Raw genomic sequence first — 13,205 nt, 5'->3', positions numbered from 1 at the left:
AAGCCAGGGTTAGGCGGGAACGATGTTCTCCGCCTGCGGGCCCTTCTGGCCCTGCGTGATGTCGAAGTTCACCTTCTGGCCCTCGTGCAGCTCGCGGAAGCCCTGGGTGGCGATGTTCGAGTAGTGAGCGAAGACGTCGGGACCGCCGCCATCCTGCTCAATGAAGCCGAAGCCCTTTTCCGCGTTGAACCACTTCACGGTGCCGGTAGCCATGTCAAATTCTCCTTGGGGCACTTGCTCGGGGATTCACACCGTGTGAACCCCGCGTCGCTGAGATGATCGCCCCGTCCGGGTGAGTACACCGGAAAAATGCGGGAACCAAACCACAACTGCAACCAAAAAAAGAACGTAGCACAGAAACCCGACGCAGTCGCGGTCCGACCATTTCCACATGTCAGAGCCGTATCGCAGCCTCTATCACACCTGCGTGCGCTCCGGGCGGTACACGGCCAACGCCCAGATGACGAACACGTCAATCGCGATCATGATCACTGACCAGACCGGGGCATACGGCAGGAAGACGAACTGGAGGATCGCGCTCAGGCTCGCCAGCACGATGCCGGAAACCCGGGCCCACGCGGCGCCCATCAGGATGCCCCAGCCGGTGACCGCCGCGAAGACGCCCACGCAGAGCAGGATCCAGCCCCAGCCGGTGAGGTTGATCCGGTAGATGTAGTCGCCGACGGAGGCGTACACCTCGTCCTCGGTGATCGCGGCGATGCCCTGGAGCACGGCGATGACGCCGTGCATCATCATCAGGACGCCCGCGAAGGTCACCCCGCCCACGGCCCAGCCGCCACCACCGGCCGGCGGCCGCTCGGGCTCCCGCTGGTGGGCATCGCCCCACACCGGAGGCTTCGTCTGGGGCGTCTGCTCCCCGCCGGCCTGCGGCTGGGTCGCGTGCGGCTGCTGGGTCATGGTGGTACCCCGTCTCTGACAAGGAACGGAAGAGTCGTACCTACGACCATCCGGCCAAGTCGGGGCCACCACCACGCGGGCTACGCCGTACAGGTCACGCCATCCAGAAGAACACCGCCGTCATCCGCTTGTCCTCCAGCGTGCCGCCGAAGTAGCCGGTCGCGCTGTGCACGAGGTTGGCGTTGTACAGGAGGAGGCGGTTGTACTTGTGCGGGACTCGGACGTCCTCCTCGAAGGCGTCCGGCGCCACGAAGCGGGTGCCGAGTGCGTCGACCAGGTTGTTGTGGGGGGCCTGGACGACGTTGCCGCCGAGCCGGCCGCCGGGCAGGGACTGGCGGTAGAAGCTCGTGCCGCAGTCCTTGGGGACCTTGGGGTTGAGGTACAGCACGGCCGCGTACCGGCACAGCGAACGCGAGTCGGTGTGCGGGCGGGGCGTGCTCTCGCCCTCGCCGACGACCTGGACGCAGTTGTGGTTGAGGGTGCCGCCGCCGGGGGTGCGCTGGACCCAGAGTTCCTTCGCCCCGGTCTCCTTCCTCACCAGCCGTTCCACGCGGGCGAGTTCGGCGGGTTCGAGGCCGGGCATCGCACGCAGCCCGGGCCAGGCCTCCGGCTTGTGCGGATACCCCTCGACCCAGTCGTCCTTGGCGAGACAGCGCTCCCGTACGGCGTCCACGTCGGGCAGGACGTCGTCCAGGACCCAGTAGTCGCGGCCCTTGGTGGGCTTGCGGTAGGGGAGGACGGGGAGGGGGGTGGCGGTTCTCTGGGGCTGTGGTGGGCGTGGGGGGAGTGGGGGCATGCGGCGAACTTAGGTCTGGGGGTGGTCTCGACTCTCCCGCCAACCGGTCAACTGTTCCCCAATGAACCCAAGCGTTCCCCAACTCCCGCCCGACAAAAGGGTGTTAAGGGACAGTCACGTCAGTCCGGCCGCTCCGCGCGTGCACGCCGTTCAGGGTGGCGGTCGCCCTGAGGTGGTGGCCGCCGGTGGGGAGGGCCGGGCCCGGGACGCACGTCCAGGTGCCGTCGGCAGCCGCGGTCGTCGAACAGACCTCGACCTCCGCGTCGTCCTCCCGCCCCGCCCCGTGCTCGATCTCCTCCCGCACGGTGACCTGCGCCCCCGGATACGCCGTCCCCGCCATCTCCGGCCGCCCGCCCTGCATCCCGCCCGGCGTAGGCCGCACCAGCACCGGCGCGGGCAGCCCCACCGTCACCGCACAGCTCCCCTCGTCCCTCGCCACGCCGGACGCGTCGCGGAGGATGAGCGAACAGCCCGCCAGCCGGGTCCCGGGCACGGCGTCGACCGGCACAGCCACCACGAACGGGAACCCGTGGCCCGCCCACGACTCCGACGCGCCCATGGACATGAAGGTGTACGTCCCACTGCTCCCGTCGACCGCGACGCTCCCCCGGTAACCACGGGCGCGCAGAGGCACGGCCGTGACCTCGGCCCGCTCCGGCGCCGTCAGCTTCAGCGCGGAACCGGCGGCGAGGGGCGGCCCCGCGTATCCCGTGACCTCGACGACTCCCGCCCGGCCGGGGACGATCGTCGCCGCGCCCCACAACTCACCGCCCTGCGCGGTGGCCGACGGGGCGGCGGCCAATGCCCATGCCATGGCCATCGCTGCGGCCGACTTCCCGGACCTGGTCGTCAACATGCGTGCGATTCTCGTGGCCCGTTCCCGCAGCTGACGTGTGCTGAGCCGCCGTATGGCCGAGCGGTGCCGCGCCGCCACCCGTACGGCCGCGGATACGTTCCCGGCGTCCGGCGGCGCTGTTCCAGCCGAAGTAGGCCTCGTCGAACATCCTTTACGAAACCAAAAGGTTCGGCTGGCCCCTACATCCGTACTCCCGTCCGTACCCGCGTAACGGGAGTACGGACGTATTGGCTTGGCAGGAGGCAAGGTGCGCTTTTCGCGGAACGCGACGGGAACCCTCTTTGTGGGCGGTGCTCTGAGCCTGACGCTCGCAGCTCTCGCCTACCCCTCGATGCTGGGGCTCAGCACGGTGTCCAGTTCGCCGGACCGGATCATCGCGAACACCTCGTCCGGGCCGCTGACGGAGGCGGACCGGGACTTCGTGGTGAAGGTGCGGGCGGCGGGGCTGTGGGAGTACCCGGTCGGTCAGATGGGGATGCAGAAGGGCACCTCGAAGGCGGTCCTCACGGCGTCGGAGCACCTGGTCGACGGGCACGCGGCGCTCGACGCGACCGTCCGCAAGATCGCCCCGGAGCTCGGCATCACGATCCCCAACTCGCCGAGCCCCCAACAGCAGGGCTTCATCGACACGTTGAGCGCGGACGCCAAGGGCACGCAGTTCGACTCCGACTTCGCCAACATCCTGCGCATCACCCATGGGCAGATCTTCAACACGGTCGCGAAGATCCGCTCCACCACCAAGAACACCAAGGTACGCGCCCTCGCCGACCAGGCGAACGTCACCGTCCTCGACCACATCACGGTCATGGAGAAGACCGGCCTGGTCAACTTCGACCAGGCCCTCTTCCAGCAGACCACCCCGCCGAAGCTGCCCTCCGACGACGTGACACCGCCGGCCCCCGTGCCGGGCGCCCCGGTCGTCGTCCTCACCCCACGGGCGAACGCGAGCGCCAGTTCCACTCCGTCGGCGGGGTGAGTCAGAGGGTCACTCCCCGCCGAGCCAGACCGTCGTGTCCGGCCCCAGCAGCCCGTCCCCGACCGGCCCGCTGCTCAGCAGCACCTCCCCCGGCGGCAGCGGGACCGCCGCGTCCGACAGGTTGGTGACACACCGCCAGCCGTCCGTGCGGGCGAAGTCCAGCACGCCGTCGGGGGCCGAGGCCGCCCAGGTCAGGGCCTCGCCCTCCAGCAGCTTGCGGCGCAGGCGCAGGGCCCTGCGGTAGAGCTCCAGGGTCGAGCCCTCGACCCCGTCCTGCGCCTCGACGGCGTACGCCGCGAACCACTCCGGCTGCGGCAGCCAGGCGGCGCCCGCCCCGAAGCCGTACGACGGTCCCGTCGACGTCCACGGAATCGGCACCCGGCAGCCGTCGCGGCCCTTGCGGGTGTGGGCCGTCTGTTCCCAGATGGGGTCCTGGAGGGCTTCGGCGGGCAGGTCGGCGACCTCGGGCAGGCCGAGTTCCTCGCCCTGGTAGACGTAGGAGGAGCCGGGCAGCGCGAGCATCAGCAGGGTCGCCGCGCGGGCCCGGCGCGCCGCCCGGGTCTCGTCCACGGCGGGGACCTGGCCGTCGCTCAGCAGCCAGGCGTTGTCGTCCGTGCCCGGCGGGAGCATGAGGCGGGAGGCGTGGCGTACGACGTCGTGGTTGGAGAGGACCCAGGTGGCCGAGGCTCCGGCCGAGCGGGCGGTCTCCAGGGAGCCGGTGATGACTTGGCGGAGTTCCGCAGCGTCCCAACCCGCTTGCAGATACTCGAAGTTGAAGGCCTGGCCCAGTTCGTCCGGGCGAGCGTACTGGGCGCGCCGGGCGCCCGGTACCCAGGCCTCGGCGACGGCCGTGCGGGGCGGGGTGTAGGTGTCGAAGATCTTGCGCCAGTCGCGGTAGATCTCGTGGACCTCGTCGCGGTCGAAGAAGGGGTGGGTGCCGGGGGCGAACTCCGCGAGGGCCGCCTCCCCGCTCAACTCGGGTGCGCCCAGGTCGCGGAGCGGTTCGGCGAGGTCCTTGGCGAGGGCGTGGGCGACGTCGATGCGGAAGCCGTCGACGCCCCGGTCGGACCAGAAGCGCAGGGTGGTGCGGAAGTCGGCGCGGATCTCCTCGTTGTCCCAGTTGAGGTCGGGCTGCTCGGGGGTGAACAGGTGCAGGAACCACTGTCCGTCGTCCACCCGCTTCCAGGCGCTGCCCCCGAACACGGACTGCCAGTCGGTGGGCGGCAGTTCGCCGTGCTCGCCGCGTCCGTCGCGGAAGACGTAGCGGTCGCGGGCGGGGGAGCCGGGTGCCGCGCGCAGCGCCTCCTCGAACCAGACGTGCTGCCGGGAGGTGTGGTTGGGGACGATGTCGACCATGACCTTCAGGCCCAGGCGGTGGGCCTCGGCGACCATGGCGTCGAAGTCGTCGAGGGTGCCGAGGCGGGGGTCGACATCGCGGTAGTCGGCGACGTCGTAGCCGCCGTCGGCGAGTTCGGAGGGGTAGAAGGGGCTGAGCCACAGGGCGTCGACGCCCAGGCCGGCCAGATGGGTCAGGCGCTGGGCGATGCCCTTCAGGTCGCCGAGCCCGTCGCCGTCGGCGTCGGCGAAACTGCGCGGATAGACCTGGTAGATGACGGACTGGCGCCACCAGTTGGGGTCGCGGGACGAAAGGTCGGTCACGCGGTCTCCTCTGAGGTGCGTGTGAGCGGGCGGTGAGCGGTCGACGGTGACCGGTCAGCGGGCAAAGCGGTCATGCGGGCGGGCGATAAGCAGAACTCTGTCCACAACGCCGGAAAAGCGAACCTGCCGCGCTCCCGTGCGCCCCGGAGGGGGTCGTTCCCCGTGTGGCGAAATTGTGATGACTCTTGAACGGCCCGTGCATTCCCGCAGGTTGACAGGCCCGCGATGACACGACGACGATGGGGATCACTGTGGCGCATGTGACCAATGGGCCCGGTGTTTTTCTTCGACCACTCAACCCTGGCATGGCCCAGCAGCAGCGCGCTGCTCTCTCGCCGTGCCCGGGTTCTGCTTACGTCAAGCCAGATGGGGATCTGCATGTCCATAGCGAGTCGTGTCATCGCACGTCGGCTGCTGGGAACGGGCGCCGCGACGCTCGCCCTCTGCGCCGCCTCCGCCGCCGGTGCCTGGGCCAGTGACTGCCCCGGCGGTGACGGCTGGGAGTCCGGCGGCAGCTACAAGCCCGGAACGGGCGCCGGCTCGAAGACCGAGACCGACCGCTGCGAGTTCTCCCTGGACGGCAAGAACTTCTACGCCTCGGTCAAGGTCGACGACCAGAACCTCAAGCCGTCGGAGGACGGAAAGGTCCACGTCAAGGTCCGCACAGCGGGCGACGCGTCCACCTGCACGGCCTCCCTGGCCTCCTACCGCACCCACGGCGCCACCTTCGCCACCTCCGGCGAGCAGGTCTTCCACGACTGGGACACGGTGACCGTCAAGGCCGGCCAGACCGACACCCTCGACACCTCGATCCCCGACGCGGGCTGCTTCGCGCAGGTCGACCTCTACCGCGGCGCCGTGAAGTACGACGGCAAGCTCGACGCGAACGACGGCTTCGAGCACGGCGCGCTCCCCAAGGGCCCCGACGGCGCGGTCATCAAGGACAAGCTGATCGCGGCCTGGAACGGCGGCACGAAGGACTGCACGGTCACCGAGTCCGAGTCCCCGTCGCCGTCGACCCCCGCGACCCCGACCCCGTCGACCCCGGCCGCGGAGTCCTCGGAGCCGTCGACCCCGGCGGAGGAGACCACGACTCCGGCCACGGAGACCCCCTCGACGTCCACCCCGACGCCCGAGGCCTCGGAGTCCACGACCGCCCCGGCGGCGACCCCGAACGGCGGCGGTGGCGACCTCGCGGAGACCGGCGGTTCCAGCGCGACCGGCCCGATCGCGATCGGCGCGGCCGTGCTGCTCGCCGGCGGCGCGGGCATCGTAGTGGCGACGAAGCGGCGCCGCTCGGCCCGCGCGTAACACCAGCTCCTCCCAAGGCGGCCGCCCCGTGACCAGCGGGGCGGCCGCTTTTGGCCATCGGTTACCGTTGCCTGGCCGTGGTGTTCGGGTTGCCGGCATCTCACGAAGTGATCCACGAGGTGCTGGAGCGTGACCGTATGACCCTGCCCGAACCTGCCGTTTCTTTTCGCTGGCGGCGCGAAGACACCGTAAGGACCGCGGGGTTGATGGCAGTGATAGCCGCCCTGCACGTCGTCGCCTTCGGCATCCTGTTCCTGCTGGTGGTCCCCGGGCACTACGAGGTCGGCTCCAAGGCCTTCGGCATCGGCCTCGGCGTCACCGCCTACACGCTCGGCATGCGGCACGCCTTCGACGCCGACCACATCGCCGCGATCGACAACACCACCCGCAAGCTGATGGCCGACGGCAAACGCCCGGTGTCGGTGGGGTTCTGGTTCGCGCTGGGCCACTCAAGCGTGGTGGTCATCCTCGCCGCACTGATAGCGGGCGGCACCCAACTCGCGGGCCGCATCATGAACGACGGCTCGCGCACCCACCAACTCCTGGGCGTGATGGGTACGACGATCTCGGGATCGTTCCTCTACCTGATCGCCGCCCTCAACCTGGTAGCCCTGGTGGGCATCCTGAAGGTCTTCCGGGCGATGAGGTCGGGAACGTACGACGAGAAGGAACTGGAACAGCACCTGGACTCAAGGGGATTCATGAACAGAATCCTCGGCCGCCTCACCAAGTCCATAACGCGACCAGGCCAGATGTACCCGCTGGGCTTCCTCTTCGGCCTCGGCTTCGACACTGCTACGGAAGTCACCCTCATGGTGATGGCCGGCTCGGGCGCGGCAGCGGGCCTGCCCTGGTACGCGATCCTCTGCCTCCCCCTCCTCTTCGCGGCCGGCATGAGCCTCTTCGACACCCTCGACGGCACCTTCATGAACTTCGCCTACCAGTGGGCCTTCTCCAACCCGGTCCGCAAGGTCTTCTACAACCTCACCATCACCGGCCTCTCCATCGCCGTCGCCTTCTTCATCGGCACGATCGAACTCGTCGGCGTCCTCCACGACAAACTCGCCCTGACGGACGCGACCACCGACTGGATAGCGGGGCTCGACCTCGACAACGTGGGGTACGTCATCGTGGGGTTGTTCGTGGTGGTGTGGGCGGGGGCCGTGGCCTATTGGCGGCTGGCGAAAGTAGAGCAGCGGTGGGCGGTCCAGAGCGCCGACACCCAGTAATACTGGGGCCATGGGATTCGCCGTCTTGATGACCCTGCCCGGACTCGTCATCCTGCTGACCGTCGTCGCCTTCACGGACCAACTGCTCCTGCGAGCCGGGCGAGCCGGAATGCTGCCATGGCGCAACAGCGCCCGGCAGGGCCAGATATCGGCGACCGGTTTCGAGCAACTCCACGCGACCTTCTCACCGGGCAAGCAGAGCGAACTCAAGGAACGGCAGTCGGCACTGCTGATGCGCGACGACGAGGAGGACGGGGCCCCTCCGAACCGCACGACGGTGGACCTGGACGGCGGGGTCGCGGTGGTCCGGATGCCGCGGGCCGACCGGTAGCGACCCGCCGACAGCCGCCGGACCTACTGCTACTGCTCCACCGCCCCCAGCCACAGCTTCACGTACCGCTCCACGTCCACGGCCAACGCCACGTCCACCAGGGCCTGTTCGCGGGTGCCGTCGTGGATTTCCGATTCGCCGGGGCGGGGGCGGCGGTCGACGATCGTCTGGCCTCGGGCCGGGCCCGGGGCGAGTTGGACCTCTACCGGGAGCAGGCTGGTGGTCAGGCCCGCCGGGTCGGCTACCGCGCAGACCGCGCCCGCGTCGCCGAGGCCGCCGGCCGGGTCGTCACCGTCCGGGTCCGGGGAGGAGGGGCGGTGGGCGAGGAGGTCGCCGGCCAGGCGGGTGCCCGGGTCCGTCGCGGAACGTAGGCGGCGTACGTCCGGTGCCGGGACCGCTACCTGCTGGAAGACGTCCAGGCCGTACATCGTGATCGGGACGCCCGCGGTGAGCAGGATCGCCGCCGCCTCCGGGTCGTGCCAGACGTTGAACTCGGCGACCGGCGTGGCGTTCCCGGTGGCCACCGCGCCGCCCATGAAGACGATTCGCTCAATGTTGCGGACCACCTCCGGGTGCGTGCGGAGGAGCAGCGCGATGTTCGTGAGGGGGGCTGTGGGGATGAGGGTGACCGGCCTCGGAGACGCCAGGATCTCCCGCCTCAGCAGGGTCACCGCGTCCACGTCCACCGGTGTGCGCGACGGTGCCGGCAGGCCCAGGTCGCCCATGCCGTCCACGCCATGTACGTGCTCGGCGGGGCGGGCCGGTTCGATCAACGGGCGCTCGGCGCCTCGCGCCACGGGGATGTCATCGGCGCCCGCGAGTTCCAGGACGGTCAGGGTGTTGCGTACGACCTGGTCCACGCCCGTGTTCCCGGCCACGCAGCTCACCGCCCGCAGGTCGAGGCCCGGGTGGCGGACGGCGAACAGCAGGGCAAGGGCGTCGTCGATGCCGGTGTCGCAGTCGATGATCACCGGGATGGGCTGACCGGTCACGGCGGTGCTCCTCTTTCCACGGGCCACGGGGCTCTACGACTGTGACCTTACGCAGGCTCCCAGAGCTCGGCCCTACGAGCCTCGACGCGGGCCGCGATGCGGTCCAGCAAGTCGGTGGCGGGTACCGGTCCGGGGCGGCCGCCGTCCCTCAGGCGAACGGCTGCAAGGTCGTCCTTCGCCTCCCGCTCCCCGATCACCGCCTGATACGGGATCAGGCGGGCGGATCGGATGCGGGCGGCCAGGGTGCCCTGGTCGGGGGCGGCGAGTTCCGCCCGTAGGCCGCGGGTCGCTGCCCGGCGTACGAGGTCCGCGGCCTGGGCCTCCTGTGCCTCCGACACCGGGAGGACGAGGAGTTGTACGGGCGCCAGCCAGGGCGGGAAGGCGCCCCCGTGCTGCTCGATGAGGTGGGCCACCGCTCGTTCCACGCTGCCGATGACGCTGCGGTGGACCATGACCGGGCGGTGTTTCGCGCCGTCGGGGCCGATGTAGTGGAGGTCGAAGCGTTCGGGCTGGTGGAAGTCGATCTGGACGGTGGAGAGGGTGGACTCGCGGCCGGCGGGGTCGGTGATCTGTACGTCGATCTTGGGGCCGTAGAAAGCCGCCTCGCCCTCCGCCGCCTCGTACTCGACACCGCTGTCGTCCAGGACCTCTCTGAGGAGGGCGGTCGCCTTTTTCCACAGGTGTGGATCGGCGACGTACTTGCCGCCCTCGCCCGGGAGGGAGAGGCGGTGGCGGGATGCCCGGATACCGAGGTCGGCGTAGGCGCGGGCGATGAGTTCCAGGGCCTGCCTCGCCTCCTCCACCGCCTGGTCCAGGGTGCAGAAGATGTGCGCGTCGTTCAGGTGGATGGCTCGGACGCGGGTCAGGCCGCCCAGGACGCCGGAGAGTTCGGAGCGGTACATGCCGCCCAACTCGGCCATGCGGAAGGGGAGTTCGCGGTAGCTGTGGGAGCGGGAGCGGTAGATGAGGGCGTGGTGGGGGCAGAGGGACGGGCGCAGGACGACCTCCTCCGCACCGAGTTGCATCGGGGGGAACATGTCCTCGCTGTAGTGGGACCAGTGCCCGGAGATTTCGTACAGCTCGCGCTTGCCGAGGACCGGCGAGTACACGTGCCGGTAGCCGGCCGCGCGTTCCGCCTCACGGATGTACTCCTCCAGGGTGTGACGGACGATCGCGCCGTCGGGCAGCCAGTACGGCAGGCCCGCGCCCATCAGCGGGTCGGTGTCGAAGAGGTCGAGTTCGCGGCCGAGGCGACGGTGGTCGTGCATGGCGGGCTCCTCAGGAACGGGGGGCGAGGAACCCGGCAACGACAATGCCCCGGGGCACTCGCCCCGGGGCTTTCGACATCTGGGTCAGCTGTCAGCGCGCCGGGACACTCTCCGGCGTCGTCGTGGACATCGACTTGGCGCGCTTCATGTGCGGGACCGTAACAGGGGGTGGGCGGGGGCGCGACGGGTTTTACGGGCGGCCGCTCACCCGGACGGACCGGCGCGCTGGTGGGCGTACGACACCGATGTTCCCGTGGGAGCACGCACCCGTACCGCCAGGTCAACAGGAGGCATCCCCACATGGCCCGTGCCCGTCCCCCGGCCCGCGTCCTCGTCGCCTCCGCGCTCTGTGCGAGCGCCCTGCTGAGCGTGGCCGCGTGCTCGGGCGGCGGGCACCACAAGGCGTCGGCGGCCGCCGCGTCGCCCGCGGTCGAGCAGACCTCGGCCGCCCCGGCCCCGTCGACCTCCGCCGCCCCCATGCTCACCGAGGCCCAGGCGCGGGCCGCGCTGATCTCGGACGCCGACCTGGGGGAGCCGTGGACGCCGACGCAGGGCGCCGCGACCTGGCGGGACGGCCTGCTCAAGGCGACGACCGAGAAGCCCGAGTGCGGGCGGCTGCTCGACGCCCTCTACACCGAGGAGTTGTTCGGGGCGTCCGTCGCCACCCGGGCGGTGGTCGGCCTCGACGACGGCTACGACGAGGCCCAGCTCCGCTACCAGGTCACCGCGCACCGCCCGCACGAGGCGGACAAGACGCTGGCCTGGCTGAAGACGCTGCCGCGGCGGTGCGGCCAGTTCACGGCCGCGACCGCGAACGGCGCGGTGCTCGGCGCCCAGGTCACCGACGCCTGGTTGCCGGCCGTCGGGGACGCCCGGCAGGGCCTGCGGGTCACCCTGGACGGCGAGACGGCCGACGGCGAGCCGCAGACCCTCACCCTCGACGTCGCCGCCGTCCGCGTCGGCGACGACGCGATCAGCCTCACCTACGGAGGCCTCGGCGAGGTCCCGGCCGACTGGACCCGGCAGGCGACGGAACTGGGCGCGCAGCGGCTGGCGGAGGTGCAGAAGCAGAGCCGGGTGCAGGCCTGAACCCCGCCTCCGGCTAACGCTTCTCGTACGGGTCCGACGGCTGTTTGATCTGCTTGAGCGTCGTCGCGGCGAGGACCGGCGGCCAGGCCGCGTCGGAGCCGAGCTTGCCCTTCTGGACCCAGGTGCCGGTGACGGTGACCCAGGTGTCGGTGGGCGGTGGGTCGGCGTCGCGGATCTCGACCTTGCTGGGGGCGGCGTCGGCGGCGCAGCAGGTGACGAGGAGGCGGGTGACGTACCAGGTGCCGTCGTCGTCCCGGGTGACGAAGCCGGTGATGCGGAGAGTGCGGGCCTTGAGGGAACGGCCGCTGTCGTAGATCGCGCGGGAGCTGTACTCGCCGACGGTCAGGGTGAGCGGGTTCCCGGCGGGGAGGGCGGGGAAGGTGCCGACCCCCTGGGCAGCGCGCTGCGCCGCCGCGCGGTCGGCGCTGTAGGAGCCGAGGGCCGGGGGCGGAAAGAGGAGCAGGGCGAGGGCGGGGAGGGTGAGCAGCCAGGCGATGCGGGGGCCGGCGGGGCCGTGGCTGTGACCGTGATCGTCCCCTTCCTCGTCGTGGTCGTGTTCATCGTGGTCCGGCGAAAGTCGTCGTATGACCGCCGTCGCCAACCCCAGCAGCACCAGCGCCACGCCGGACACGATCAGGTAGGGGCGCAGGCCCGACTGGACGTAGCGCAGATACAGGTCGCTGAAGAGCGTGATGCGCAGGACCGCCGCGCCGACCAGGAGCAGCAGGACCGAGGAGCCGTATCGCCTCACAGGAGCCACCACCCCACCAGGACGCTGCTCGTCACGGCCACCAGCCAGGTGACCGACGAGAAGCGGACCGCGAAGGACCTGCCGAACGTGCCGGCCTGCAACGCGAACAGCTTCAGGTCGACCATCGGGCCGACCACCATGAACGTGAGCCGGGCGGTCGGCGAGAAGGAGCTCAGCGACGCCGCGACGAACGCGTCGGCCTCGCTGCACACGCACAGGACGACGGCCAGGACGGCCAGCAGCAGCACCGACAGCCAGGCGGAACCCGTGAACAGGTCGAGGACCGACCGCGGGACGGCGATGTTGAACGTGGCCGCGGCCGCCGCGCCCAGCACCAGGAAGCCGCCCGCGTGCAGGAAGTCGTGCTGGAGGCCGGAGAGGAAGGCGCGCGGCCCGGTGGACGAGTTGGAGACGCGGGTCTTCGGCAGCCGCAGCCACTCCTCCTTGCCGAAGCGCGCCCACAGCCAGCCCATGACCACGGCGGTCGCGAGCGAGGCGACGAGCCGGCCGAGCACCATCTTCGGCTGGCCGGGGAAGGCGATGGACGTGGCGACGAGGACGACGGGGTTGATCGCGGGGGCGGAGAGGAGGAAGGCGAGGGCCGCCGCCGGGGCGACCCCGCGCCGCATCAGGCTCCCCGCCACGGGGACGGACGCGCACTCACAGCCCGGCAGTACGACCCCTGCCGCGCCCGCGAGGGGAACGGCCAGTGCCTGGTTGCGCGGGAGCAGCCGGGTGAAGACCCGCTCCGGTACGAAGGCGCCGATGGCCGCGGACACGACCGTGCCGAGCAGGAGGAAGGGAACAGCCTGGACGGCGACCGCCGTGAAGACGGTCCACCAGGCCGCGACGGGAGGGGTGTAGAGGTCGAGGGCGAGCATCGGGCCGAGGACGGTGGCGACGGTGGCGATCGCGATGAGCGCGGCGCCGCCGAGGACGGCGTACACGAGCACGCGTACGACGAGCCGCAGACCGTCGATCACGGCCATCCGTTGATTCGGCTGATCCGCCTGATTCGCCACGCGCCTC

At 70.6% G+C, this 13,205-nt stretch carries 14 protein-coding genes; 5 read left to right on the top strand and 9 right to left on the bottom strand.

What is annotated here, in order from left to right:
- Window positions 1-9: 9 nt before the first annotated feature.
- The 4 genes from AC5DRG_RS27745 to AC5DRG_RS27730 form a co-directional block, all read right to left on the bottom strand.
- Window positions 10-213 carry a cold-shock protein gene (locus AC5DRG_RS27745; protein WP_491802160.1) on the bottom strand — a complete coding sequence of 68 codons (204 nt, stop codon included), beginning with the start codon at window positions 211-213 and terminating at the stop codon, window positions 10-12.
- Window positions 214-417: 204 nt separating this feature from the next.
- Entirely contained in the window at window positions 418-918 is a 501-nt protein-coding gene (locus tag AC5DRG_RS27740; RefSeq protein ID WP_491802159.1) for a DUF7144 family membrane protein, read from the bottom strand.
- A 94-nt stretch (window positions 919-1,012) separates the two neighbouring features.
- Window positions 1,013-1,714: a DUF6445 family protein gene (locus tag AC5DRG_RS27735; protein WP_491802158.1), complete on the bottom strand. Its 702-nt coding sequence runs from the start codon at window positions 1,712-1,714 to the stop codon at window positions 1,013-1,015.
- A gap of 103 nt (window positions 1,715-1,817) precedes the next feature.
- Window positions 1,818-2,570: an Ig-like domain-containing protein gene (locus AC5DRG_RS27730; RefSeq protein ID WP_491802157.1), complete on the bottom strand. Its 753-nt coding sequence runs from the start codon at window positions 2,568-2,570 to the stop codon at window positions 1,818-1,820.
- A gap of 283 nt (window positions 2,571-2,853) precedes the next feature.
- Between AC5DRG_RS27730 and AC5DRG_RS27725 the strand changes: the two genes are divergently transcribed.
- Window positions 2,854-3,546: a DUF4142 domain-containing protein gene (locus AC5DRG_RS27725; protein WP_491813177.1), complete on the top strand. Its 693-nt coding sequence runs from the start codon at window positions 2,854-2,856 to the stop codon at window positions 3,544-3,546.
- Window positions 3,547-3,555: 9 nt separating this feature from the next.
- Here AC5DRG_RS27725 and AC5DRG_RS27720 read toward each other — a convergent pair whose 3' ends face one another.
- Window positions 3,556-5,205, bottom strand: a complete 1,650-nt coding sequence (locus tag AC5DRG_RS27720; protein ID WP_491802156.1) for a glycoside hydrolase family 13 protein — start codon at window positions 5,203-5,205, stop codon at window positions 3,556-3,558.
- 378 nt (window positions 5,206-5,583) lie between these two features.
- On the opposite strand from AC5DRG_RS27720, the gene AC5DRG_RS27715 reads away from it, so the two are divergent.
- The 3 genes from AC5DRG_RS27715 (at window position 5,584) to AC5DRG_RS27705 (ending at window position 8,076) form a co-directional block, all read left to right on the top strand.
- A complete protein-coding gene (locus AC5DRG_RS27715) occupies window positions 5,584-6,516 on the top strand; it encodes an LAETG motif-containing sortase-dependent surface protein (RefSeq protein WP_491802155.1) in 933 nt (310 codons plus the stop codon).
- 107 nt (window positions 6,517-6,623) lie between these two features.
- A complete protein-coding gene (gene nicT, locus AC5DRG_RS27710; protein WP_491813176.1) occupies window positions 6,624-7,745 on the top strand; it encodes a Nickel transporter NicT in 1,122 nt (373 codons plus the stop codon).
- 10 nt (window positions 7,746-7,755) lie between these two features.
- Window positions 7,756-8,076: a DUF6191 domain-containing protein gene (locus tag AC5DRG_RS27705; RefSeq protein ID WP_491802154.1), complete on the top strand. Its 321-nt coding sequence runs from the start codon at window positions 7,756-7,758 to the stop codon at window positions 8,074-8,076.
- Window positions 8,077-8,105: 29 nt separating this feature from the next.
- Here AC5DRG_RS27705 and AC5DRG_RS27700 read toward each other — a convergent pair whose 3' ends face one another.
- Together AC5DRG_RS27700 and thrS are read right to left on the bottom strand one after the other, a co-directional pair.
- Window positions 8,106-9,068, bottom strand: coding sequence for a nucleoside hydrolase (locus AC5DRG_RS27700; protein WP_491802153.1), 963 nt, complete (start codon window positions 9,066-9,068; stop codon window positions 8,106-8,108).
- Window positions 9,069-9,115: 47 nt separating this feature from the next.
- Window positions 9,116-10,336 carry a threonine--tRNA ligase gene (thrS, locus tag AC5DRG_RS27695; RefSeq protein ID WP_491802152.1) on the bottom strand — a complete coding sequence of 407 codons (1,221 nt, stop codon included), beginning with the start codon at window positions 10,334-10,336 and terminating at the stop codon, window positions 9,116-9,118.
- Between the two features lie 300 nt (window positions 10,337-10,636).
- On the opposite strand from thrS, the gene AC5DRG_RS27690 reads away from it, so the two are divergent.
- On the top strand, window positions 10,637-11,425 hold the full coding sequence (locus AC5DRG_RS27690) for a hypothetical protein (protein ID WP_491802151.1): 789 nt from the start codon (window positions 10,637-10,639) through the stop codon (window positions 11,423-11,425).
- Window positions 11,426-11,438: 13 nt separating this feature from the next.
- On the opposite strand, the gene AC5DRG_RS27685 is transcribed toward AC5DRG_RS27690, so the two are convergent.
- Window positions 11,439-12,176: a TIGR03943 family putative permease subunit gene (locus AC5DRG_RS27685; RefSeq protein ID WP_491802150.1), complete on the bottom strand. Its 738-nt coding sequence runs from the start codon at window positions 12,174-12,176 to the stop codon at window positions 11,439-11,441.
- Window positions 12,173-13,165 carry a permease gene (locus AC5DRG_RS27680; protein WP_491802149.1) on the bottom strand — a complete coding sequence of 331 codons (993 nt, stop codon included), beginning with the start codon at window positions 13,163-13,165 and terminating at the stop codon, window positions 12,173-12,175. The genes AC5DRG_RS27685 and AC5DRG_RS27680 overlap by 4 nt, the downstream gene beginning before the upstream one ends.
- Between the last annotated feature and the right edge of the window lie 40 nt (window positions 13,166-13,205).

The sequence above is a fragment of the Streptomyces sp. JLBG701 genome (genome assembly GCF_058544905.1).
This window is presented reverse-complemented; position numbering and strand designations above follow the sequence as displayed.

Coding starts and splice junctions, on each gene's coding strand:
- AC5DRG_RS27745 (WP_491802160.1), bottom strand. CDS start 213: ATGGCTACCGGCACCGTGAAGTGGTTCAACGCGGAAAAGGGCTTCGGC.
- AC5DRG_RS27740 (WP_491802159.1), bottom strand. CDS start 918: ATGACCCAGCAGCCGCACGCGACCCAGCCGCAGGCCGGCGGGGAGCAG.
- AC5DRG_RS27735 (WP_491802158.1), bottom strand. CDS start 1,714: ATGCCCCCACTCCCCCCACGCCCACCACAGCCCCAGAGAACCGCCACC.
- AC5DRG_RS27730 (WP_491802157.1), bottom strand. CDS start 2,570: ATGTTGACGACCAGGTCCGGGAAGTCGGCCGCAGCGATGGCCATGGCA.
- AC5DRG_RS27715 (WP_491802155.1), top strand. CDS start 5,584: ATGTCCATAGCGAGTCGTGTCATCGCACGTCGGCTGCTGGGAACGGGC.
- AC5DRG_RS27705 (WP_491802154.1), top strand. CDS start 7,756: ATGGGATTCGCCGTCTTGATGACCCTGCCCGGACTCGTCATCCTGCTG.
- thrS (WP_491802152.1), bottom strand. CDS start 10,336: ATGCACGACCACCGTCGCCTCGGCCGCGAACTCGACCTCTTCGACACC.
- AC5DRG_RS27690 (WP_491802151.1), top strand. CDS start 10,637: ATGGCCCGTGCCCGTCCCCCGGCCCGCGTCCTCGTCGCCTCCGCGCTC.
- AC5DRG_RS27680 (WP_491802149.1), bottom strand. CDS start 13,165: ATGGCCGTGATCGACGGTCTGCGGCTCGTCGTACGCGTGCTCGTGTAC.